Below are 15,116 nucleotides of genomic sequence, written 5' to 3'. Positions count from 1 at the left end.
CCGCGGTCGGGGCCCTTTCGCGTGGCCTCGACTGCCGTACGGGACCGGTGATTTCGCCGATGCGCGTGGGGCTCATCCCGCGGGAGCTTTACCGCTGTCACTGACAGCGGTGGCGTCCCGGGACGGACGCCGCCTCGGCGAGAGGAACGCGTCATCGTGCAGCAGCACAGCAGTGCGGCATCCCCCGTGCACGCCCGACGAGCCGCGACCACCCTGCGAACCCGCCTGATCCGTACGGTACTTGCCGCCGCCCTCGCGGCCGGCGGCCTCGTCACGACGCAGGCGCTGACGGCACACGCCGCCGACAACCCCTACGAGCGCGGCCCCGCCCCGACCGTGTCCAGCATCGAGGCGTCGCGCGGCCCGTACGCCGTCTCGCAGACCACCGTGTCGTCGCTGAGCGTCAGCGGCTTCGGCGGCGGCACGATCTACTACCCGACGTCGACGGCCGACGGCACGTTCGGCGCCGTCGCGATCTCGCCCGGCTACACCGCGTACCAGTCGTCGATCGCCTGGCTCGGCCCGCGCCTCGCCTCGCAGGGCTTCGTCGTCTTCACCATCGACACCAACACCACGCTCGACCAGCCCGACAGCCGTGGCCGCCAACTCCTCGCCGCACTTGACTACTTGACGCAGCAGAGCTCCGTGCGCGGCCGCATCGACACGAGCAGGCTCGGCGTCATGGGCCACTCGATGGGCGGCGGCGGCACGCTGGAAGCCGCCAAGAGCCGCCCCTCGCTCCAGGCCGCGATACCCCTCACCGGCTGGAACCTCGACAAGACCTGGCCCGAGATCCAGACGCCGACGCTCGTCGTGGGCGCGGACGGCGACACGATCGCCCCGGTCGCCACCCACTCCGAACCGTTCTACGAGAGCCTGCCGGGATCGCTCGACAAGGCGTACCTGGAGCTGAACGGCGCCACGCACTTCACGCCCAACTCGTCCAACACGACGATCGCGAAGTACAGCATTTCGTGGCTGAAGCGCTTCATCGACAACGACACCCGGTACGAGCAGTTCCTCTGCCCGCTGCCGCGCCCGAGCCTCACGATCGACGAGTACCGGGGGAACTGCCCGCACACCTCCTGATCTGTGCGCCGGTACAGCGTCGTGCGACGTCGGTTGGGTTCTGGCCCAACCGGCGTTCCGCGTACGGGACTTCGCTCCTACCGTGACGGGAATGACCGCGTCAGACGTGCTGATGCTGACCGCCGCCGCGTACGAGAGCGACCCCGAGGGTCCTGGCGCCGACGGCGGACTCGTGCTGCGGGCCGCCGCCGCGGCGGGTCTCGGCGCCGACGCCCTGGACGCCGCCGAGCGGGCCGGCCTTGAGCGCACCCCCGACGGCCGGCTGCGCCTCCCCGACCGGCGCACGCGGTACGAGGCGGCGCCGCCCGCCCGCCGCCGGGTCGCGCACCGGATGCTCGCCGAAGCCGCCGCTGCCGCCACGGGGGAGCGGCAGCGGCTCGCCGCACTGTTGCACGAGGCGCTCGCGGCCCCGTACCCCGACGAGCGGCTCGGGGCCCGACTGGCCGCTGCCGCGGGGGAGCCGGGGCCGCCGCACGGGGAGCGGGCCACCGCTCTCGCCCACGCGGCGGCGCTCACCGCGGCCCCCGACGAGCGCGCGCTGCGACTGACCGACGCCGCCGACCAGGCCCGGCTCGCCGGACGCCCGGCGCGCGCCCGCGAACTCCTCGACGCGGCCGCCGAGTCGGCGTGCGGCGACGCCGTGCGCGGGCGGGCCGCCCTGGTGCACGGCCTGCTCGCGCTGCGCGACGGGCCCGTGGCCGATGCCCGCGAGTCCCTGCTCCTCGCGACCCGGCTCTGCCCGCCGCCCCTCGCGCTCCCGGCCCGGCTCGCCGCGGCCGAGGCGTCCTGGGCCCTCGGCGACATGGCCGCCTACCAGGAGGCGGCGGCCCTTGCCCGCGGCAGGGCGCCCGAGCCCGACGCCGACCGCGACTACCGCCTCGGCATGTCCGCCTCCCTCGGTGAGCGGTACGGGCCCGCACGGGTCGCGCTGCGCCGGGTCGTCGCGCGGGCCGCGTCGGAGCGCGACCCGGACGCCCTGCTGCGGGCCGGGGCCGCCGCCCTCGTCGCCGGGGACGTCGACGCCGCCTGCCGCACCGGCAGCCGGGCCCTCGCCGCCGCCCGCGCCGGGCACGCGGAGGCCGAACTCCCGCGCGCCCTGGAACTGCTGGCGTACGGGGAGCTGCGCGCGGGCCGGCACGCGCGGGCCCGCGCCCACGCCGAGGAAGGACTGCGCGCCGCGCTCGCCACGGGGCAGCGCAACGTCCTCGCCCACCAGCACGCGATCCTCGCCCTCGTCGCCTCCCTCGACAGCGACGCGGCGGCCGTCGCCCAGCACGCCGGGGCCGCGCAGGACATCGCCGCCCGGCACGGCCTCGCGCAGGCCGCGACCCTCGCCCAGTGGGCGCTGGCCCGCGCCGACCTGGCCCGCGGCCGGGCCGCACAGGCGGCGGCCCGGCTCGGCCCGCTGGTGCGGCCCGGGCCCCGGTGCGGGCACTTCGCGGTGCGGATGCTCGCCGTGCCGTGCTTCGTCGAGGCGGCGGTGCTCGCGGGCGAGGCCTGCGCGACCGGCTCGGTGCGCGGCGCCGTCACCGAGTTCACCGTCTGGACCGAGCGGCGTCACGACCCCCAGGCCCCGGCCCAACTCGCCCGCTGCATCGCCCTGTTGAACCCCTCCGACGAGCTGTTCGGCGAGGCCCTGGCCCACTACGACCGCACCGGCGGGGACTTCGAGCGGGCCCGCACCGCCGCCCTCTACGGCAAGTGGCTGCGCCGCGCCCGCAGGCCCGCCCGCGCCCGCGTACTGCTGCGCGACGCGCTCGTCGCCTTCGAGCGGTGCGGCGCGGCCGTCTGGGCCGCGCAGACCGCGGCCGAACTGCGGGCCACGGGGGAGGAGGCCCCCGCGCACCGCGAACCCCCCGGCGTGCTGAGCGAGTTGACCCCGCAGCAACTGCGGATCGCCCGCTGCGTCGCGGACGGTGCCACCAACCGCGAGGTCGCCCGGCATCTCTCGGTGAGCCCCCGCACCGTCGACCACCATCTGCGCAACGTGTTCGCGCAGCTCGGCGTCCGCTCCCGGGTGGAGCTGGCCCGCCTCGTCGACCGTGCGGAACAGGCGGCCGCGCACTCCTGATCACGACCCCTCTCACCTGCGGCTTTCTCCCGAACCCTAGAGACCGACCGGACGGTATGTCATTCTGCGGGCGCGAGTCGACCCGTGGAGGACCGTCATGCCCGCTGCGCACCTCGTACGCCCCCGCCCCCGCACGCGCCCCACCGACGCCGGCGCCGGACCGGACGCCGTCGCCGTGCTGCGCCGCGCCGCGCTGCCCCTGATCGGTCAACTCGCCGCGCTCACCGACCGGTTGACCGCCGACCTGTACGCGCGGGAGCCCGCCTACCGTGCCGCGATCGACGCCGACCCCGCCGAGGTGCGCGCCGAGATCCGCCGCTCCCTGCGGCACAGCATCGACTCCCTCCTCGACCCGGCCCGCTCCCGCGCCGCCGCCCGCGCCTGCTCCGCCCGGATCGGCGCCGACCGTGCGGCGAGCGGCGTCCCGCTCGACGCGGTGCTGCACGCCTTCCGGCTCGGCGGCGCCCTGGTCTGGCAGTCCCTCGTCGACGAGGTGACCCTGCGCCACCCCGAGGACGCGCATCTCCTGGTCCACCTCGCCGCCGACGTGTGGAACTTCGTCGACGACCACTGCGCCTGCGTCGCCGACGCCTACCGGGAGGCCGAACGTGAACTGACCTGGCGCCGCGGGAACCGGCGCCGCCTGCTGGCCGCCGCGCTCCTCGACGGCGCCATCCGCGTCGCCGACCTGCCCGAGGCCGCCGCCGCGCTCGGCCTGCCCGAACGCGGCCGGTACGCGGTGGTGGTCGTCGCGGGCGGCCGGGGCGCGCCGCCCGCGCTGCCGGGCGCGGTCCGCGCGGTCTGGCAGCGCGGCGCCGACACCGAGCTGGGCATCGTCGCCCTGGGCGACCTCGACCCCGGCCAACTCGCCGCCGCGCTGCGAGAGTCGGCGACCGGGCGGGCCGGGGTCAGCCCCGCTGTCGACGGACTCGCCGCCGTCGGCACCGCCCGCCGCCTGGCCGAGACCGCGCTGCGCATCAGCCCCGCCGCGGGCGGCACCGTCCTGCTCGACGACGAACTGCCCGCCGCCCTCGTCGCGGGCGCCCCCGCGCTCGGCCGCATCCTCGTCGACCGGGTCCTCGGCCCGCTGCTCGCGCTGCCGCCCGCCGACGCGACGGTCCTGCTCGACACCCTGACGGCCTGGCTGGACTGCGACGGCTCGGCCCAGCGCGCCGCCACCCGCCTCTACTGTCACCGCAACACCGTCCTCAACCGCCTGCGCCGCTGCGAACAGCTCACGGGCCGCAGCCTGACCCGTCCCGCGGACCTGGTGGAACTGGGTCTCGCCCTGAGCGCGCACCGGCAGCTCCGGTAGGGGCCCGCGCCGCCATGTGCAACAGAACTTGCGCAATTTATATTGCGCAAGTTTTCTTTCGTATCTACGGTGGTGTCATGGCAGACAAAGAGCGCGACCGCCGCATCACCGACGTCGGCACCCTCAAGGCGCTGGCCCACCCCGTGCGCGCCCAGCTCTACCGCGAGCTGTCCCTGCGCCGCGTCGCCACCGCCTCGCAGCTCGCCGAGCAGGTCGACGAAGCCGTCGCGCTCGTCAGCTACCACCTGCGCAAACTCGCCGAGCACGGCCTCATCGAGCAGGCCGAGCCGCAGCGCGCGGACGCCCGGGAGCGCTGGTGGCAGCCCGCGTCGGAAGGTGTCGAGATCCGCGACGCCGACTTCCGCGACGCCCCCGAGAAGGCCGCAGCCCACACCGCGGCGAGCCGCCTCTTCTTCGAGCAGCGCGCCGCCATGTACCGCCGCTTCCTCGACGAGCGGATCACCTGGGAGGACGCCTGGGCCACGGCCCACGAGTCGTCCGAGTCGATGCTGCGCCTGACCGCCGCCGAACTCACCGAGCTCGTACGGGAGATGCGCGCTCTCCTGCGCCGCTACGAGGAGGACGGCCGGGCCGCCGACGCCGCCGGGGACACCGAGGGCCGGGAGAACGTCGCGGTGCACATGTACGCGTTCCCGTTCCGGAACGCCGGGAGCTGAGGAGGCACCCCGCGATGGCTTCAGCTGCCGTACGCATACCGCCCGTCGACGACGGCGTCGCCGCCCATCGCGACGGCAACGTCCTGCGCTGGCTCGGCGCCTACACCGCGTCCGCCGTCGGCGACAACGTCTACTACGTCGCCCTGTCCTGGGCGGCCGTGCAGCAGGGGACCCCCGCCCAGGCCGGCGTCGTCACCGCCGTCAGCGCCGTGCCGCGCGCCGTCCTCATGCTGGGCGGCGGCGTCGTCGCCGACCGGTACGGGCCGCGCCGCGTCGTGATCGGCAGCAGCGCGGTGCGCGCCGTGCTCGTCGTGGCCGCGGCCGTGATGCTGCTCGCCACCAGCCCCGGCCTGTGGGCCCTGGGCGCCGTGGCCGTCGTCTTCGGCATCGTCGACGCCGTCTTCCTGCCCGCCGCGGGGGCCCTGCCGAGCCGCATCGCCGCACGCGCCCAACTCGCCCGCGTCCAGGGCCTGCGCGCCCTCGCCACCCGCCTCGCCAACGTGCTCGGCGGCCCCCTCGGCGGACTCGGCATCGCGCTCGGCGGCACCGCGGGCTCCTTCGGCCTCGCCGCGCTCCTCATCGGCGCGTCCCTGCCGCTGCTGCTCACCGTCCGCCTGCACGCGCCGATGCCGGAGGAGGGGTGCAAGCGCGGCGCCGTCGGAGCCGAACTCCGCGACGGAATGCGGTACATCGCCCGCCATCCGGTCCTTCGCCCCCTCGTCCTGTGCATCGCCCTCGGCGACCTGGGTTTCGTAGGACCGATGAACCTCGGCCTCACCCTCCTCGCCCGCGAGCGCGGCTGGGGCTCGGCCGGCATGGGGCTCGCCCTCGCCGGATTCGGCGTCGGCGCCGGGGTCGCCGCGCTTCTGGTGACCGTGCGCGGCCGGGTGCCCCGGGCCGGCCTGGTCACCGGTGTCGTCGCCGTCACCGGGTCCACGGCGATCGCCGCCCTCGCGCAGGTGCCGACGCTGTGGGGCGCGGTCGGCGCGGCGCTCGCCGTCGGACTGCTCGTCGGCCTCGCGGGAACGCTCAGCGGCGCCCTGCTCCAGACGTACGCGGGCCCCGCCTACATCGGCCGCGTCACCTCGGCCTCCACCCTGGTCAGCTTCGGCGTCGCCCCGCTCACGTTCCCCGTCGTCGGCTGGGCCGTACAGGAGTGGGGGACCGGCGTCGTCTTCGCGGTGTGTGCCGGAGTCTGCGCGCTGGGCGGCGCCGTCGCCCTGGCGTCGGGACCGCTCCGGCGCGCCGAACTCCCGTAGAGAAGCCGCTTACTTGGCGACCGGCTGCATCAACTGCACATAGTTGCCCACCGTGTCGTCGAGCACCGCCGTGATCATCGGGCCCTCCTCCTGCGGCCCCTGGGTGAACCGCACCCCCAGCTTCTCCATGCGCTCGTGCTCCGCCGTGACATCGTCCACGGAGAAGACGATCACCGGCAGGCCCGCCTCGCGCAGGGCCGCGCGGTACGGCTCCGCGATCGGCCCCTGGCCGGGCTCCAGGAGGAGCTCGACGTCCTCCTGGGCACCGGCCGCGCCCACCGTCACGAAGAGCGTCCCGTCGCCGAGGTCGATGTCGGTGCGGGTCTCGAACCCCAGCACGTCCGTGTAGAAGGCGCGGGCCTTCGCCACGTCGTCGACGTAGACACTGGTCATGGCGAGCTTGATCATGGGGGCCTTTCCTGTGGCTCGTACGCGTATGCGTACGAGCCTGCTACAGCCCCAGCTGCTTCGTCTCGCTGAGCGTGGCGATCGCCGCCTTGTCGCCCTCCAGCTCCACGTTCGCCGCCTCCTGCCGGCCGAACGCGTACATCAGCAGCTCCGACGGCTCCCCGGTGACCGTCACCACGGGCGTGCCGCGGTGCGCGACCGCCGTCTGCCCGTCCGGGCGGCGCAGCACCAGGCCGACGGGCGCCTTGCGGCCCATCACCCGCGCCATCCGCTCCAGGCGCGACCAGAGCACGTCGGAGAAGACCGGGTCGAGCTCGCGCGGCGACCAGTCGGGCTGCGCGCGGCGCACGTCCTCGGTGTGCACGTAGAACTCGACGACGTTCGCCGCCTCGTCGAGCTGCTTGAGGGAGAACGGGGAGAACCGCGGCGGGCCCGTACGGATCAGCTGGATCAGTTCCTCGTACGGCTTCTCGGCGAACTCGCCCTGCACCCGTTCGAGCCGGGAGGAGAGCTGCTTGACGAAGCTGCCGCCCGCGGCGTCCGGGCGGCGCTCGCGCACCACCACGTGGGCCGCGAGATCGCGGGCGGTCCAGCCCTCGCAGAGAGTCGGGGCCTCGGGGCCCGCGGCCTCCAACAGGTCGGCGAGCAGAAGTCGTTCACGCTTGGCATGGGTCGACATGGCCGCCAGCCTACGACCGTGCCCGGCGTCCGGACAGTGGACGGCAGGCCGACCGGGCCGCGCGGCGCGGCACAATGGCACGTATGACCAGCTCGCCCGTGCCCAGCAGCAACCTCGACCCGGCCATCGCCGCCCGCCTCAAGCGCGGCGCCGACGGCCTGGTGCCCGCCGTCGCCCAGCAGTACGACACCGGCGAGGTGCTCATGCTCGGCTGGATGGACGACGAGGCGCTGCACCGCACCCTCACCACGGGCCGCTGCACCTACTGGTCGCGCAGCCGCCAGGAGTACTGGGTCAAGGGCGACACCTCGGGGCACGTCCAGCACGTGAAGTCCGTCGCCCTCGACTGCGACGCGGACACCGTCCTGGTCAAGGTCGACCAGGTCGGCGCCGCCTGCCACACCGGCGACCGCACCTGCTTCGACGCCGACGAACTGCCCGTCAGCGGCAGCGCAGCGTGATCCGCGATCCGTCCCGGAACACGATCCGGGCCGGATCGCCCGCCACCGCACGCCCGTCGACCACACCCGTGCACGCCGGCCGCACGCCCCACTCCGTGAGCAGCTGACCGACGGTGAAGTCCTCCCACCGCGGTGACTCCACATGCACGGTGCCGCTGGTGTCGTGGGTGTGCAGCGGGCTGTAGCGCGGCTCCTTCCCGCTGCGGTCGATGCCGAGGTCGGCCGGGACGGTGACCCGCTGCCCGCCCGCGTACACCGTGAGCCGGGAGTGGATGTGCATGACGACGCCCTCCGCGGGGAGCATCGTGAGCCCGGCCGCGCGCACCCGCTCCGCGACGTCCGTCGGGGCGGGCCACATCGGCGCCGGAGGCGCGGGGGCGGCGGCGGTGAGCAGGGACAGCAGCGGGGCGAGAGCGGCCAGGACAGCGGCACGTTTGACGTTCACGCCTCCGTTCTAGGGGGTGCGCCGTCCGTACGGTGACCAGCCACGCGGGGCGACCGCGCGGTCGCCTCAAGAGCCTGTCTCTGAGCCCCCGCCTGCGCGCCGACGCGCGGTACGCGCGCTCGCCGCACGGCGCCGCAGGACAGGCAGCTCCGCCGCATGACCTGCGACGCCGCACGCCGAGCACACGCACCGAACGCCGCTGCGCCCGCCCTCCGGGGGGACGACGGGGGCTCAAAGACAGGCTCTAAGCTCCTCCCATGGATCTCGAGACCTTCCGCAAGCTCGCGACCGACCGCCGAGTGATCCCCGTCAGCCGCAAGCTCCTCGCGGACGGTGACACACCCGTCGGTCTGTACCGCAAGCTCGCCGCCGAGCGGCCCGGCACGTTCCTCCTGGAGTCCGCGGAGAACGGCCGCTCGTGGTCCCGTTATTCGTTCGTCGGCGTCCGCTCCGCCGGCACCCTCACCGAGCGCGACGGACAGGCCCACTGGCTGGGCACCCCGCCCGTCGGCGTCCCCGTCGACGGCGACCCCCTCGCCGCCCTGCGCGCCACCGTCGAGACGCTGCACACCCCCCGCTACGAGGGCCTGCCGCCGTTCACCGGCGGCATGGTCGGCTACCTCGGCTACGACATCGTGCGCAGGCTCGAGAAGATCGGGCCCGGCGAGCGCGACGACCTGAGGCTGCCCGAGCTGACCATGCTGCTCACCAGCGACCTCGCCGTGCTCGACCACTGGGACGGCTCCGTCCTGCTCATCGCCAACGCGATCAACCACAACGACCTCGACACCGGCGTCGACGAGGCCTACGCGGACGCCGTCGCCCGGCTCGACGCGATGGAGGCCGACCTCGGCAAGCCTGTCGAGAGCGCGCCCGCCGTGCTCCCGCCCTCCCAGCTGCCGGAGTTCACCGCCCTGTGGGGCGGCAAGCAGTACCAGGACGCCGTCGAGGACATCAAGGAGCGGATCAGGGCCGGCGAGGCCTTCCAGGTCGTCCCCTCGCAGCGCTTCGAAACCCCTTGCGACGCAAGCGCGTTGGACGTCTACCGCGTGCTGCGCGCCACCAACCCGTCCCCGTACATGTACCTCTTCCGGTTCGACGGATTCGACGTCGTCGGCTCGTCGCCGGAGGCCCTCGTCAAGGTCGAGGACGGGCGCGCCATGGTCCACCCCATCGCCGGGACCCGGCCGCGCGGCGCCACCCCGCAGAAGGACCAGGCCCTCGCCGAGGAACTGCTCGCCGACCCCAAGGAGCGCGCCGAGCACCTCATGCTCGTCGACCTCGGCCGCAACGACCTGGGCCGCGTCTGCGAACCCGGCTCCGTCGAGGTCGTCGACTTCATGTCCGTCGAGAAGTACTCGCACGTCATGCACATCGTCTCGACCGTGACCGGCCGCGTCGCCGAGGGCCGCACCGCCTACGACGTGCTCACCGCCTGCTTCCCCGCAGGCACCCTCTCCGGCGCCCCGAAGCCCCGCGCGATGCAGATCATCGACGAACTGGAACCGTCCCGGCGCGGCCTGTACGGCGGCTGCGTCGGCTACCTCGACTTCGCCGGCGACTCCGACACCGCCATCGCCATCCGTACGGCACTGCTGCGCGACGGCACCGCCTACGTGCAGGCGGGCGCGGGCGTCGTCGCCGACTCGGACCCCGTCGCCGAGGACACCGAGTGCCGCAACAAGGCCGCCGCGGTGCTGCGCGCCGTGCACACCGCGAGCCACCTCCATGTGAAGTGACGCACGCTTGCGGCCCCCGGGTCACGCATACCCGGACGGAGGGGCGATAGTGGAGTACGTGACTGCCGTACCGCACCCCCGTACCGATGCCGCCGAGTCCGCCGACCCGGCCGAGCCGGCTGCTCCGTCGAGGAACGGCCGGCGCAGCCTCGGCGCAGCCCTGCTCCTGGGGGCCGTGGGCGCCGCGGTCGCGCTGCTCGCGTCCCGGCAGGAGTGGTGCTCCGGCGTCGTCTCCGTCGCGGGCGGCGAACTGCCGCTCGACGCGAAGGGCAGCGACGTCACCGGCGTCCCCGCCGCCCTCGCCGTCGTCGGACTCGCCGCCCTGGTCGCCGTGTTCGCGGTGCGCAGGGCCGGCCGCATCCTCGTCTCCGCGCTGCTCGCGCTCAGCGGCGCGGGCGCCGTCGCCGCCGCCGTGCTCGGTGCCGACGACAGCGCCGCGCTCGACGAGAAGGCGGCCACGGCCGCGGGCAACACCGCCGCGACCATCGACACCATCAGCCACACCGCCTGGCCGTACGTCGCCGCGGCCGGCGGCCTCCTCATCCTGCTCGCCGGGATCCTCGCCGTGATCTACGGCGCGGCCTGGCCCTCGATGGGCGGCCGCTACGAGCGCTCCGGCGCCCCCCGCCCCCGCAAGGTGAAGGCCGTCGACCCCGAGCGCCCCGACGAACTGTGGAAGGCCCTCGACCGCGGCGAGGACCCGACCGGGGCCTGAGGGGCTTGTACGAACCCCGAGTTCCTCCCGTACGCGCGAGTACGGGACAATGGACATGAACGTCGTACGTGCACGTACGCATAGGCCATAAGCAACTAGGAGTAAGCCATGGCGGACAGCAGCCACGGACACACCCCGGCCGCCTGGACCGGTGTCATCATCGCCTTCATCGGTTTCTGTGTCGCTGGCGCCTTCATGGTGATGGGCAGCGTCGCCGGGTTCTGGGCGGGCATGGCCCTGCTCGCCCTCGCGGCGATCGTCGGCGGCATCATGAGCGCCGTCGGCCTCGGCAAGCCGAAGCGCGCCGAGCTGCAGATGAAGTCCACGGCGACCGCGCAGCCCGCCGGCTCGGAGGCCTGAGCCTTCTCGGTACGTGACAGGGGCGGGGCGGCGAGGGATCGCCGCCCCGCCCCTTCGCGTTCCCCGACAAGCGCGGCCGGGGACACCGATGCAGAATTCACGGGTGACCGTCGAGACGAGCGCCCCCGCCACCGGCCGCCCCGCGACGCTGCGCGGGCTCGCCGTCCCGCTCGGCGTGCTCGGCGGCGTCGCCGCGGCCTTCACGTACGTGGGGGCCGTCGACCCGAACCGGCCCGGCCACTACCCGGCTTGCCCGCTCCTCCAGGCCACCGGGATCTACTGCCCCGGCTGCGGCGGTCTTCGCGGCGCCCACGCGCTCGTGCACGGCGACCTGACGGCGGCGCTCGGCGCCAACGCCCTGGCCGTCGCCGGCTACGCCGTCCTCGCCGTGCTGTGGACGGTGTGGGCCGTGCGCGCGGCGCGCGGCAAGCCGCTCGGCATCACGTTCGGCCGAGTCCAGTTGTGGGCGATCGGCGCGGTCGTGCTCGCCTTCACCGTTGTCCGGAACCTGCCCTTCGGTGGCTTCCTGCACCCTTGATCAACCAGAAATGTCCAGGTAGTGGGACCGACGTCAACCGGATGCGGAGCCTTCGCCCTCCTCCGGATACCATCACAGTGACCACTTGGTCGCTCAGGATCGCCAGGAACCGCCAGGCATCGCCAGGAAAGGAGTCCGCTCGCGTGAGTGTGCTCGACGAGATCATCGACGGAGTCCGTGCCGACCTCGCGGAACGGCAGGCGCGCGTCAGCCTCGACGAGCTCAAGGAGCGCGCGGCGAAGGCTCCGGCAGCCAAGGACGGTGTCGCGGCCCTGCGCGGCGACGGCGTCAAGGTCATCTGTGAGGTCAAGCGGTCCAGCCCCTCCAAGGGCGCCCTCGCGATGATCGCCGACCCGGCCGCCCTGGCCGCCGACTACGAGGCGGGCGGCGCCGCCGTCATCTCCGTACTGACCGAGCAGCGACGCTTCGGCGGGTCCCTCGCCGACCTCGAAGCGGTCCGCGCCAAGGTCGACGTCCCGGTCCTGCGCAAGGACTTCATCGTCACGTCGTACCAGCTGTGGGAGGCCCGCGCGTACGGCGCCGACCTCGCCCTGCTGATCGTGGCGGCCCTCGACCAGCCCGCCCTTGAGTCCCTCATCGAGCGGGCCGAGTCCATCGGTCTCACGCCGCTCGTCGAGGCGCACGACGAGGACGAGGTCGAGCGGGCCGTGGACGCCGGAGCCAAGATCATCGGTGTCAACACCCGCAACCTGAAGGACCTCACGGTCGACCGCGGCACCTTCGAGCGCGTCGCCCCGGACATCCCGGACCACATCGTCAAGGTCGCCGAGTCCGGTGTGCGCGGCCCGCACGACCTGATCGCGTACGCCAACGCCGGCGCCGACGCGGTCCTCGTCGGCGAGTCCCTCGTCACCGGTCGCGACCCGAAGTCCGCGGTCGCCGACCTCGTCGCCGCGGGCGCCCACCCGGCGCTGCGCCACGGGCGGGGCTGACCCGAGCCATGTCGATCTCCGCCCGCCTCGCCCCCGGCTGCCGCCCCCGCGGCTGCCGGGCTCCGGCGCGGCGCGTGCGGGGCCGCAGGGTCAGGTACCACATCGGCTCGGAGCCGGGCCAGATCAACGGCATGCGATGGCAGGCGCCCCGTTAGGGGCGCGGGACGGTTATCGATTTGCGGCTGCCGCCGCGTGAGCGCGAGCAACCACGAACAGCCCGCAGCCGAGTAACTACCCATGCCCCCACGGCGATTAGTACGTCACACCAGACTCACCGTGAGGTTTACGCATGCCCAGCGAGTACTTCATCCCTGACCCCGAGGGTCGGATCCCCAGCGCCGAGGGCTACTTCGGCGCGTTCGGCGGCAAGTTCATCCCGGAGGCGCTCGTCGCCGCCGTGGACGAGGTGGCCGTCGAGTACGAGAAGGCCAAGGACGACCCGGAGTTCGCCCGTGAGCTCGACGACCTCCTCGTCAACTACACCGGCCGCCCCAGCTCCCTCACCGAGGTCCCCCGCTTCGCCGCGGAAGCGGGTGGCGCCCGGATCTTCCTCAAGCGCGAGGACCTGAACCACACCGGCTCGCACAAGATCAACAACGTGCTCGGCCAGGCCCTGCTCACCAAGCGCATGGGCAAGACCCGCGTCATCGCCGAGACCGGCGCCGGCCAGCACGGCGTCGCGACGGCCACCGCCTGCGCGCTGTTCGGCCTCGAGTGCACCATCTACATGGGTGAGATCGACACCGAGCGCCAGGCCCTGAACGTGGCCCGGATGCGCATGCTCGGCGCCGAGGTCATCGCCGTGAAGTCCGGCAGCCGCACCCTGAAGGACGCGATCAACGAGGCGTTCCGCGACTGGGTCGCCAACGTCGACCGCACCCACTACCTCTTCGGCACGGTCGCGGGCCCGCACCCCTTCCCGGCGATGGTCCGCGACTTCCACCGCGTCATCGGCGTCGAGGCCCGCCGCCAGATCCTGGAGCGCGCGGGCCGGCTGCCCGACGCCGCGATCGCCTGCGTCGGCGGCGGCTCCAACGCCATCGGCCTGTTCCACGCGTTCATCCCCGACGCCGGCGTCCGGCTCATCGGCTGCGAGCCGGCCGGCCACGGCATCGAGACCGGCGAGCACGCGGCGACGCTGAGCGCCGGCAACCCGGGCATCCTGCACGGCTCCCGCTCCTACGTCCTCCAGGACGAGGAGGGCCAGATCACCGAGCCGTACTCGATCTCGGCCGGTCTGGACTACCCGGGCATCGGCCCGGAGCACGCCTACCTCAAGGACAGCGGCCGCGGCGAGTACCGCGCGGTCACCGACGACGCGGCCATGCAGGCGCTGCGCCTGCTGTCGCGTACGGAGGGCATCATCCCGGCCATCGAGTCGGCGCACGCCCTCGCGGGCGCCCTGGAGGTCGGCAAGGAGCTGGGCGAGGACGGGCTGATCATCGTCAACCTGTCGGGCCGCGGCGACAAGGACATGGACACCGCCGCACGCTACTTCGGCCTCTACGACACGGACGCGTCCGTCGCCGCGGACGCCGAGGGCGAGCAGGCCGAGATCGAGGGGGACGCCAAGTGAGCGGCAACATCCAGCTGTTGAACGACACCCTCGCCGGCGCGAAGGCCGAGGGGCGCGCCGCGCTCATCGCCTACCTGCCCGCGGGCTTCCCCACCGTCGACGGTGGCATCGAGGCGGTCAAGGCCGTCTTCGACGGCGGCGCCGACGTCGTCGAGGTCGGGTTCCCGCACTCCGACCCGGTGCTCGACGGCCCGGTCATCCAGACCGCCGACGACATCGCGCTGCGCGGCGGCCTCAAGATCAAGGACGTCATGCGCACCGTGCGCGAGGCGTTCGAGGCCACCGGCAAGCCGGTCCTCGTCATGACGTACTGGAACCCGATCTACATCTACGGCATCGAGCGGTTCACCGCCGAGCTCGCCGAGGCGGGCGGCGCGGGCTGCATCCTGCCCGACCTGCCCGTGCAGGAGTCGGCGGAGTGGCGCGAGCACGCGGACAAGCACGGTCTCGGCACCGTCTTCGTCGTCGCGCCCAGCAGCAAGGACGAGCGCCTGGCCACCATCACGGCGGCCGGTTCGGGCTTCGTCTACGCCGCCTCGCTCATGGGCGTCACCGGCACCCGCGAGTCCGTCGGCACCCAGGCGCAGGACCTCGTGCGCCGCACGAAGGCCACCACCGACCTGCCGGTCTGCGTCGGCATCGGCGTCTCCAACGCCGAGCAGGCCACGGAGGTCGCGGGCTTCGCCGACGGCGTCATCGTCGGCTCCGCGTTCGTGAAGCGGATGCTGGACGCCCCGGACGAGAAGGCCGGGATCGAGGCGGTGCGCGCCCTCGCCGCCGAGCTCGCCGCCGGCGTGCGGGGTCACGCTTAGTCACGTTGCTGCGTAACCC

At 73.8% G+C, this 15,116-nt stretch carries 16 protein-coding genes; 13 read left to right on the top strand and 3 right to left on the bottom strand.

The features are described from left to right. Window positions 1-186: 186 nt before the first annotated feature. The 5 genes from AB0L37_RS13670 to AB0L37_RS13650 all read left to right on the top strand — a co-directional run bounded on the left by AB0L37_RS13670 (window position 187) and on the right by AB0L37_RS13650 (window position 6,411). A complete protein-coding gene (locus AB0L37_RS13670) occupies window positions 187-1,089 on the top strand; it encodes a dienelactone hydrolase family protein (protein WP_365504245.1) in 903 nt (300 codons plus the stop codon). Between the two features lie 91 nt (window positions 1,090-1,180). After that, window positions 1,181-3,160 (top strand): helix-turn-helix transcriptional regulator, encoded by a 1,980-nt coding sequence (locus AB0L37_RS13665; protein WP_365503969.1) that lies wholly within the window; start codon window positions 1,181-1,183, stop codon window positions 3,158-3,160. Between the two features lie 97 nt (window positions 3,161-3,257). Further along, window positions 3,258-4,475: a helix-turn-helix domain-containing protein gene (locus AB0L37_RS13660; RefSeq protein ID WP_365503967.1), complete on the top strand. Its 1,218-nt coding sequence runs from the start codon at window positions 3,258-3,260 to the stop codon at window positions 4,473-4,475. A gap of 77 nt (window positions 4,476-4,552) precedes the next feature. Next, window positions 4,553-5,152: a helix-turn-helix domain-containing protein gene (locus AB0L37_RS13655; RefSeq protein WP_365503965.1), complete on the top strand. Its 600-nt coding sequence runs from the start codon at window positions 4,553-4,555 to the stop codon at window positions 5,150-5,152. 14 nt (window positions 5,153-5,166) lie between these two features. Beyond that, window positions 5,167-6,411, top strand: coding sequence for an MFS transporter (locus tag AB0L37_RS13650; protein WP_365503963.1), 1,245 nt, complete (start codon window positions 5,167-5,169; stop codon window positions 6,409-6,411). Between the two features lie 9 nt (window positions 6,412-6,420). On the opposite strand, the gene AB0L37_RS13645 is transcribed toward AB0L37_RS13650, so the two are convergent. Further along, a complete protein-coding gene (locus AB0L37_RS13645) occupies window positions 6,421-6,819 on the bottom strand; it encodes a VOC family protein (RefSeq protein WP_365503961.1) in 399 nt (132 codons plus the stop codon). A gap of 43 nt (window positions 6,820-6,862) precedes the next feature. Next, entirely contained in the window at window positions 6,863-7,498 is a 636-nt protein-coding gene (locus AB0L37_RS13640) for a TIGR03085 family metal-binding protein (protein WP_365503959.1), read from the bottom strand. A gap of 83 nt (window positions 7,499-7,581) precedes the next feature. Here AB0L37_RS13640 and hisI point away from each other — a divergent pair, with 83 nt between their 5' ends. After that, window positions 7,582-7,959 (top strand): phosphoribosyl-AMP cyclohydrolase, encoded by a 378-nt coding sequence (gene hisI / locus AB0L37_RS13635; RefSeq protein ID WP_365503957.1) that lies wholly within the window; start codon window positions 7,582-7,584, stop codon window positions 7,957-7,959. On the opposite strand, the gene AB0L37_RS13630 is transcribed toward hisI, so the two are convergent. Next, window positions 7,940-8,404, bottom strand: a complete 465-nt coding sequence (locus tag AB0L37_RS13630; RefSeq protein WP_365503955.1) for a hypothetical protein — start codon at window positions 8,402-8,404, stop codon at window positions 7,940-7,942. The two genes, hisI and AB0L37_RS13630, sit on opposite strands and share 20 nt — an antisense overlap. 257 nt (window positions 8,405-8,661) lie before the next feature. Here AB0L37_RS13630 and AB0L37_RS13625 point away from each other — a divergent pair, with 257 nt between their 5' ends. From AB0L37_RS13625 to trpA, 7 genes are all read left to right on the top strand, one after another. Beyond that, window positions 8,662-10,143, top strand: a complete 1,482-nt coding sequence (locus AB0L37_RS13625) for an anthranilate synthase component I (protein WP_365503953.1) — start codon at window positions 8,662-8,664, stop codon at window positions 10,141-10,143. 49 nt (window positions 10,144-10,192) lie between these two features. After that, window positions 10,193-10,858 (top strand): TIGR02234 family membrane protein, encoded by a 666-nt coding sequence (locus tag AB0L37_RS13620; RefSeq protein ID WP_365503951.1) that lies wholly within the window; start codon window positions 10,193-10,195, stop codon window positions 10,856-10,858. Window positions 10,859-10,966: 108 nt separating this feature from the next. Next, window positions 10,967-11,218, top strand: coding sequence for an HGxxPAAW family protein (locus tag AB0L37_RS13615; RefSeq protein ID WP_365503949.1), 252 nt, complete (start codon window positions 10,967-10,969; stop codon window positions 11,216-11,218). Between the two features lie 88 nt (window positions 11,219-11,306). After that, window positions 11,307-11,756, top strand: a complete 450-nt coding sequence (locus tag AB0L37_RS13610; protein ID WP_365503947.1) for a DUF2752 domain-containing protein — start codon at window positions 11,307-11,309, stop codon at window positions 11,754-11,756. A 143-nt stretch (window positions 11,757-11,899) separates the two neighbouring features. Then, on the top strand, window positions 11,900-12,709 hold the full coding sequence (trpC, locus tag AB0L37_RS13605) for an indole-3-glycerol phosphate synthase TrpC (RefSeq protein ID WP_365503946.1): 810 nt from the start codon (window positions 11,900-11,902) through the stop codon (window positions 12,707-12,709). A gap of 289 nt (window positions 12,710-12,998) precedes the next feature. Further along, the gene (gene trpB, locus AB0L37_RS13600; RefSeq protein WP_365503944.1) at window positions 12,999-14,285 is read left to right on the top strand and encodes a tryptophan synthase subunit beta; all 1,287 of its coding nucleotides are present in this window, start codon (window positions 12,999-13,001) and stop codon (window positions 14,283-14,285) included. After that, window positions 14,282-15,097 (top strand): tryptophan synthase subunit alpha, encoded by an 816-nt coding sequence (gene trpA / locus AB0L37_RS13595; RefSeq protein ID WP_365503942.1) that lies wholly within the window; start codon window positions 14,282-14,284, stop codon window positions 15,095-15,097. The genes trpB and trpA overlap by 4 nt, the downstream gene beginning before the upstream one ends. The last annotated feature ends 19 nt before the right edge of the window (window positions 15,098-15,116 follow it).

Source organism: Streptomyces sp. NPDC052225 (assembly GCF_040679615.1).
Lineage (GTDB): Bacteria > Actinomycetota > Actinomycetes > Streptomycetales > Streptomycetaceae > Streptomyces.
Note: the sequence above shows the minus strand (reverse complement) of the source record. Positions and strands in the feature narration are given on the sequence as shown.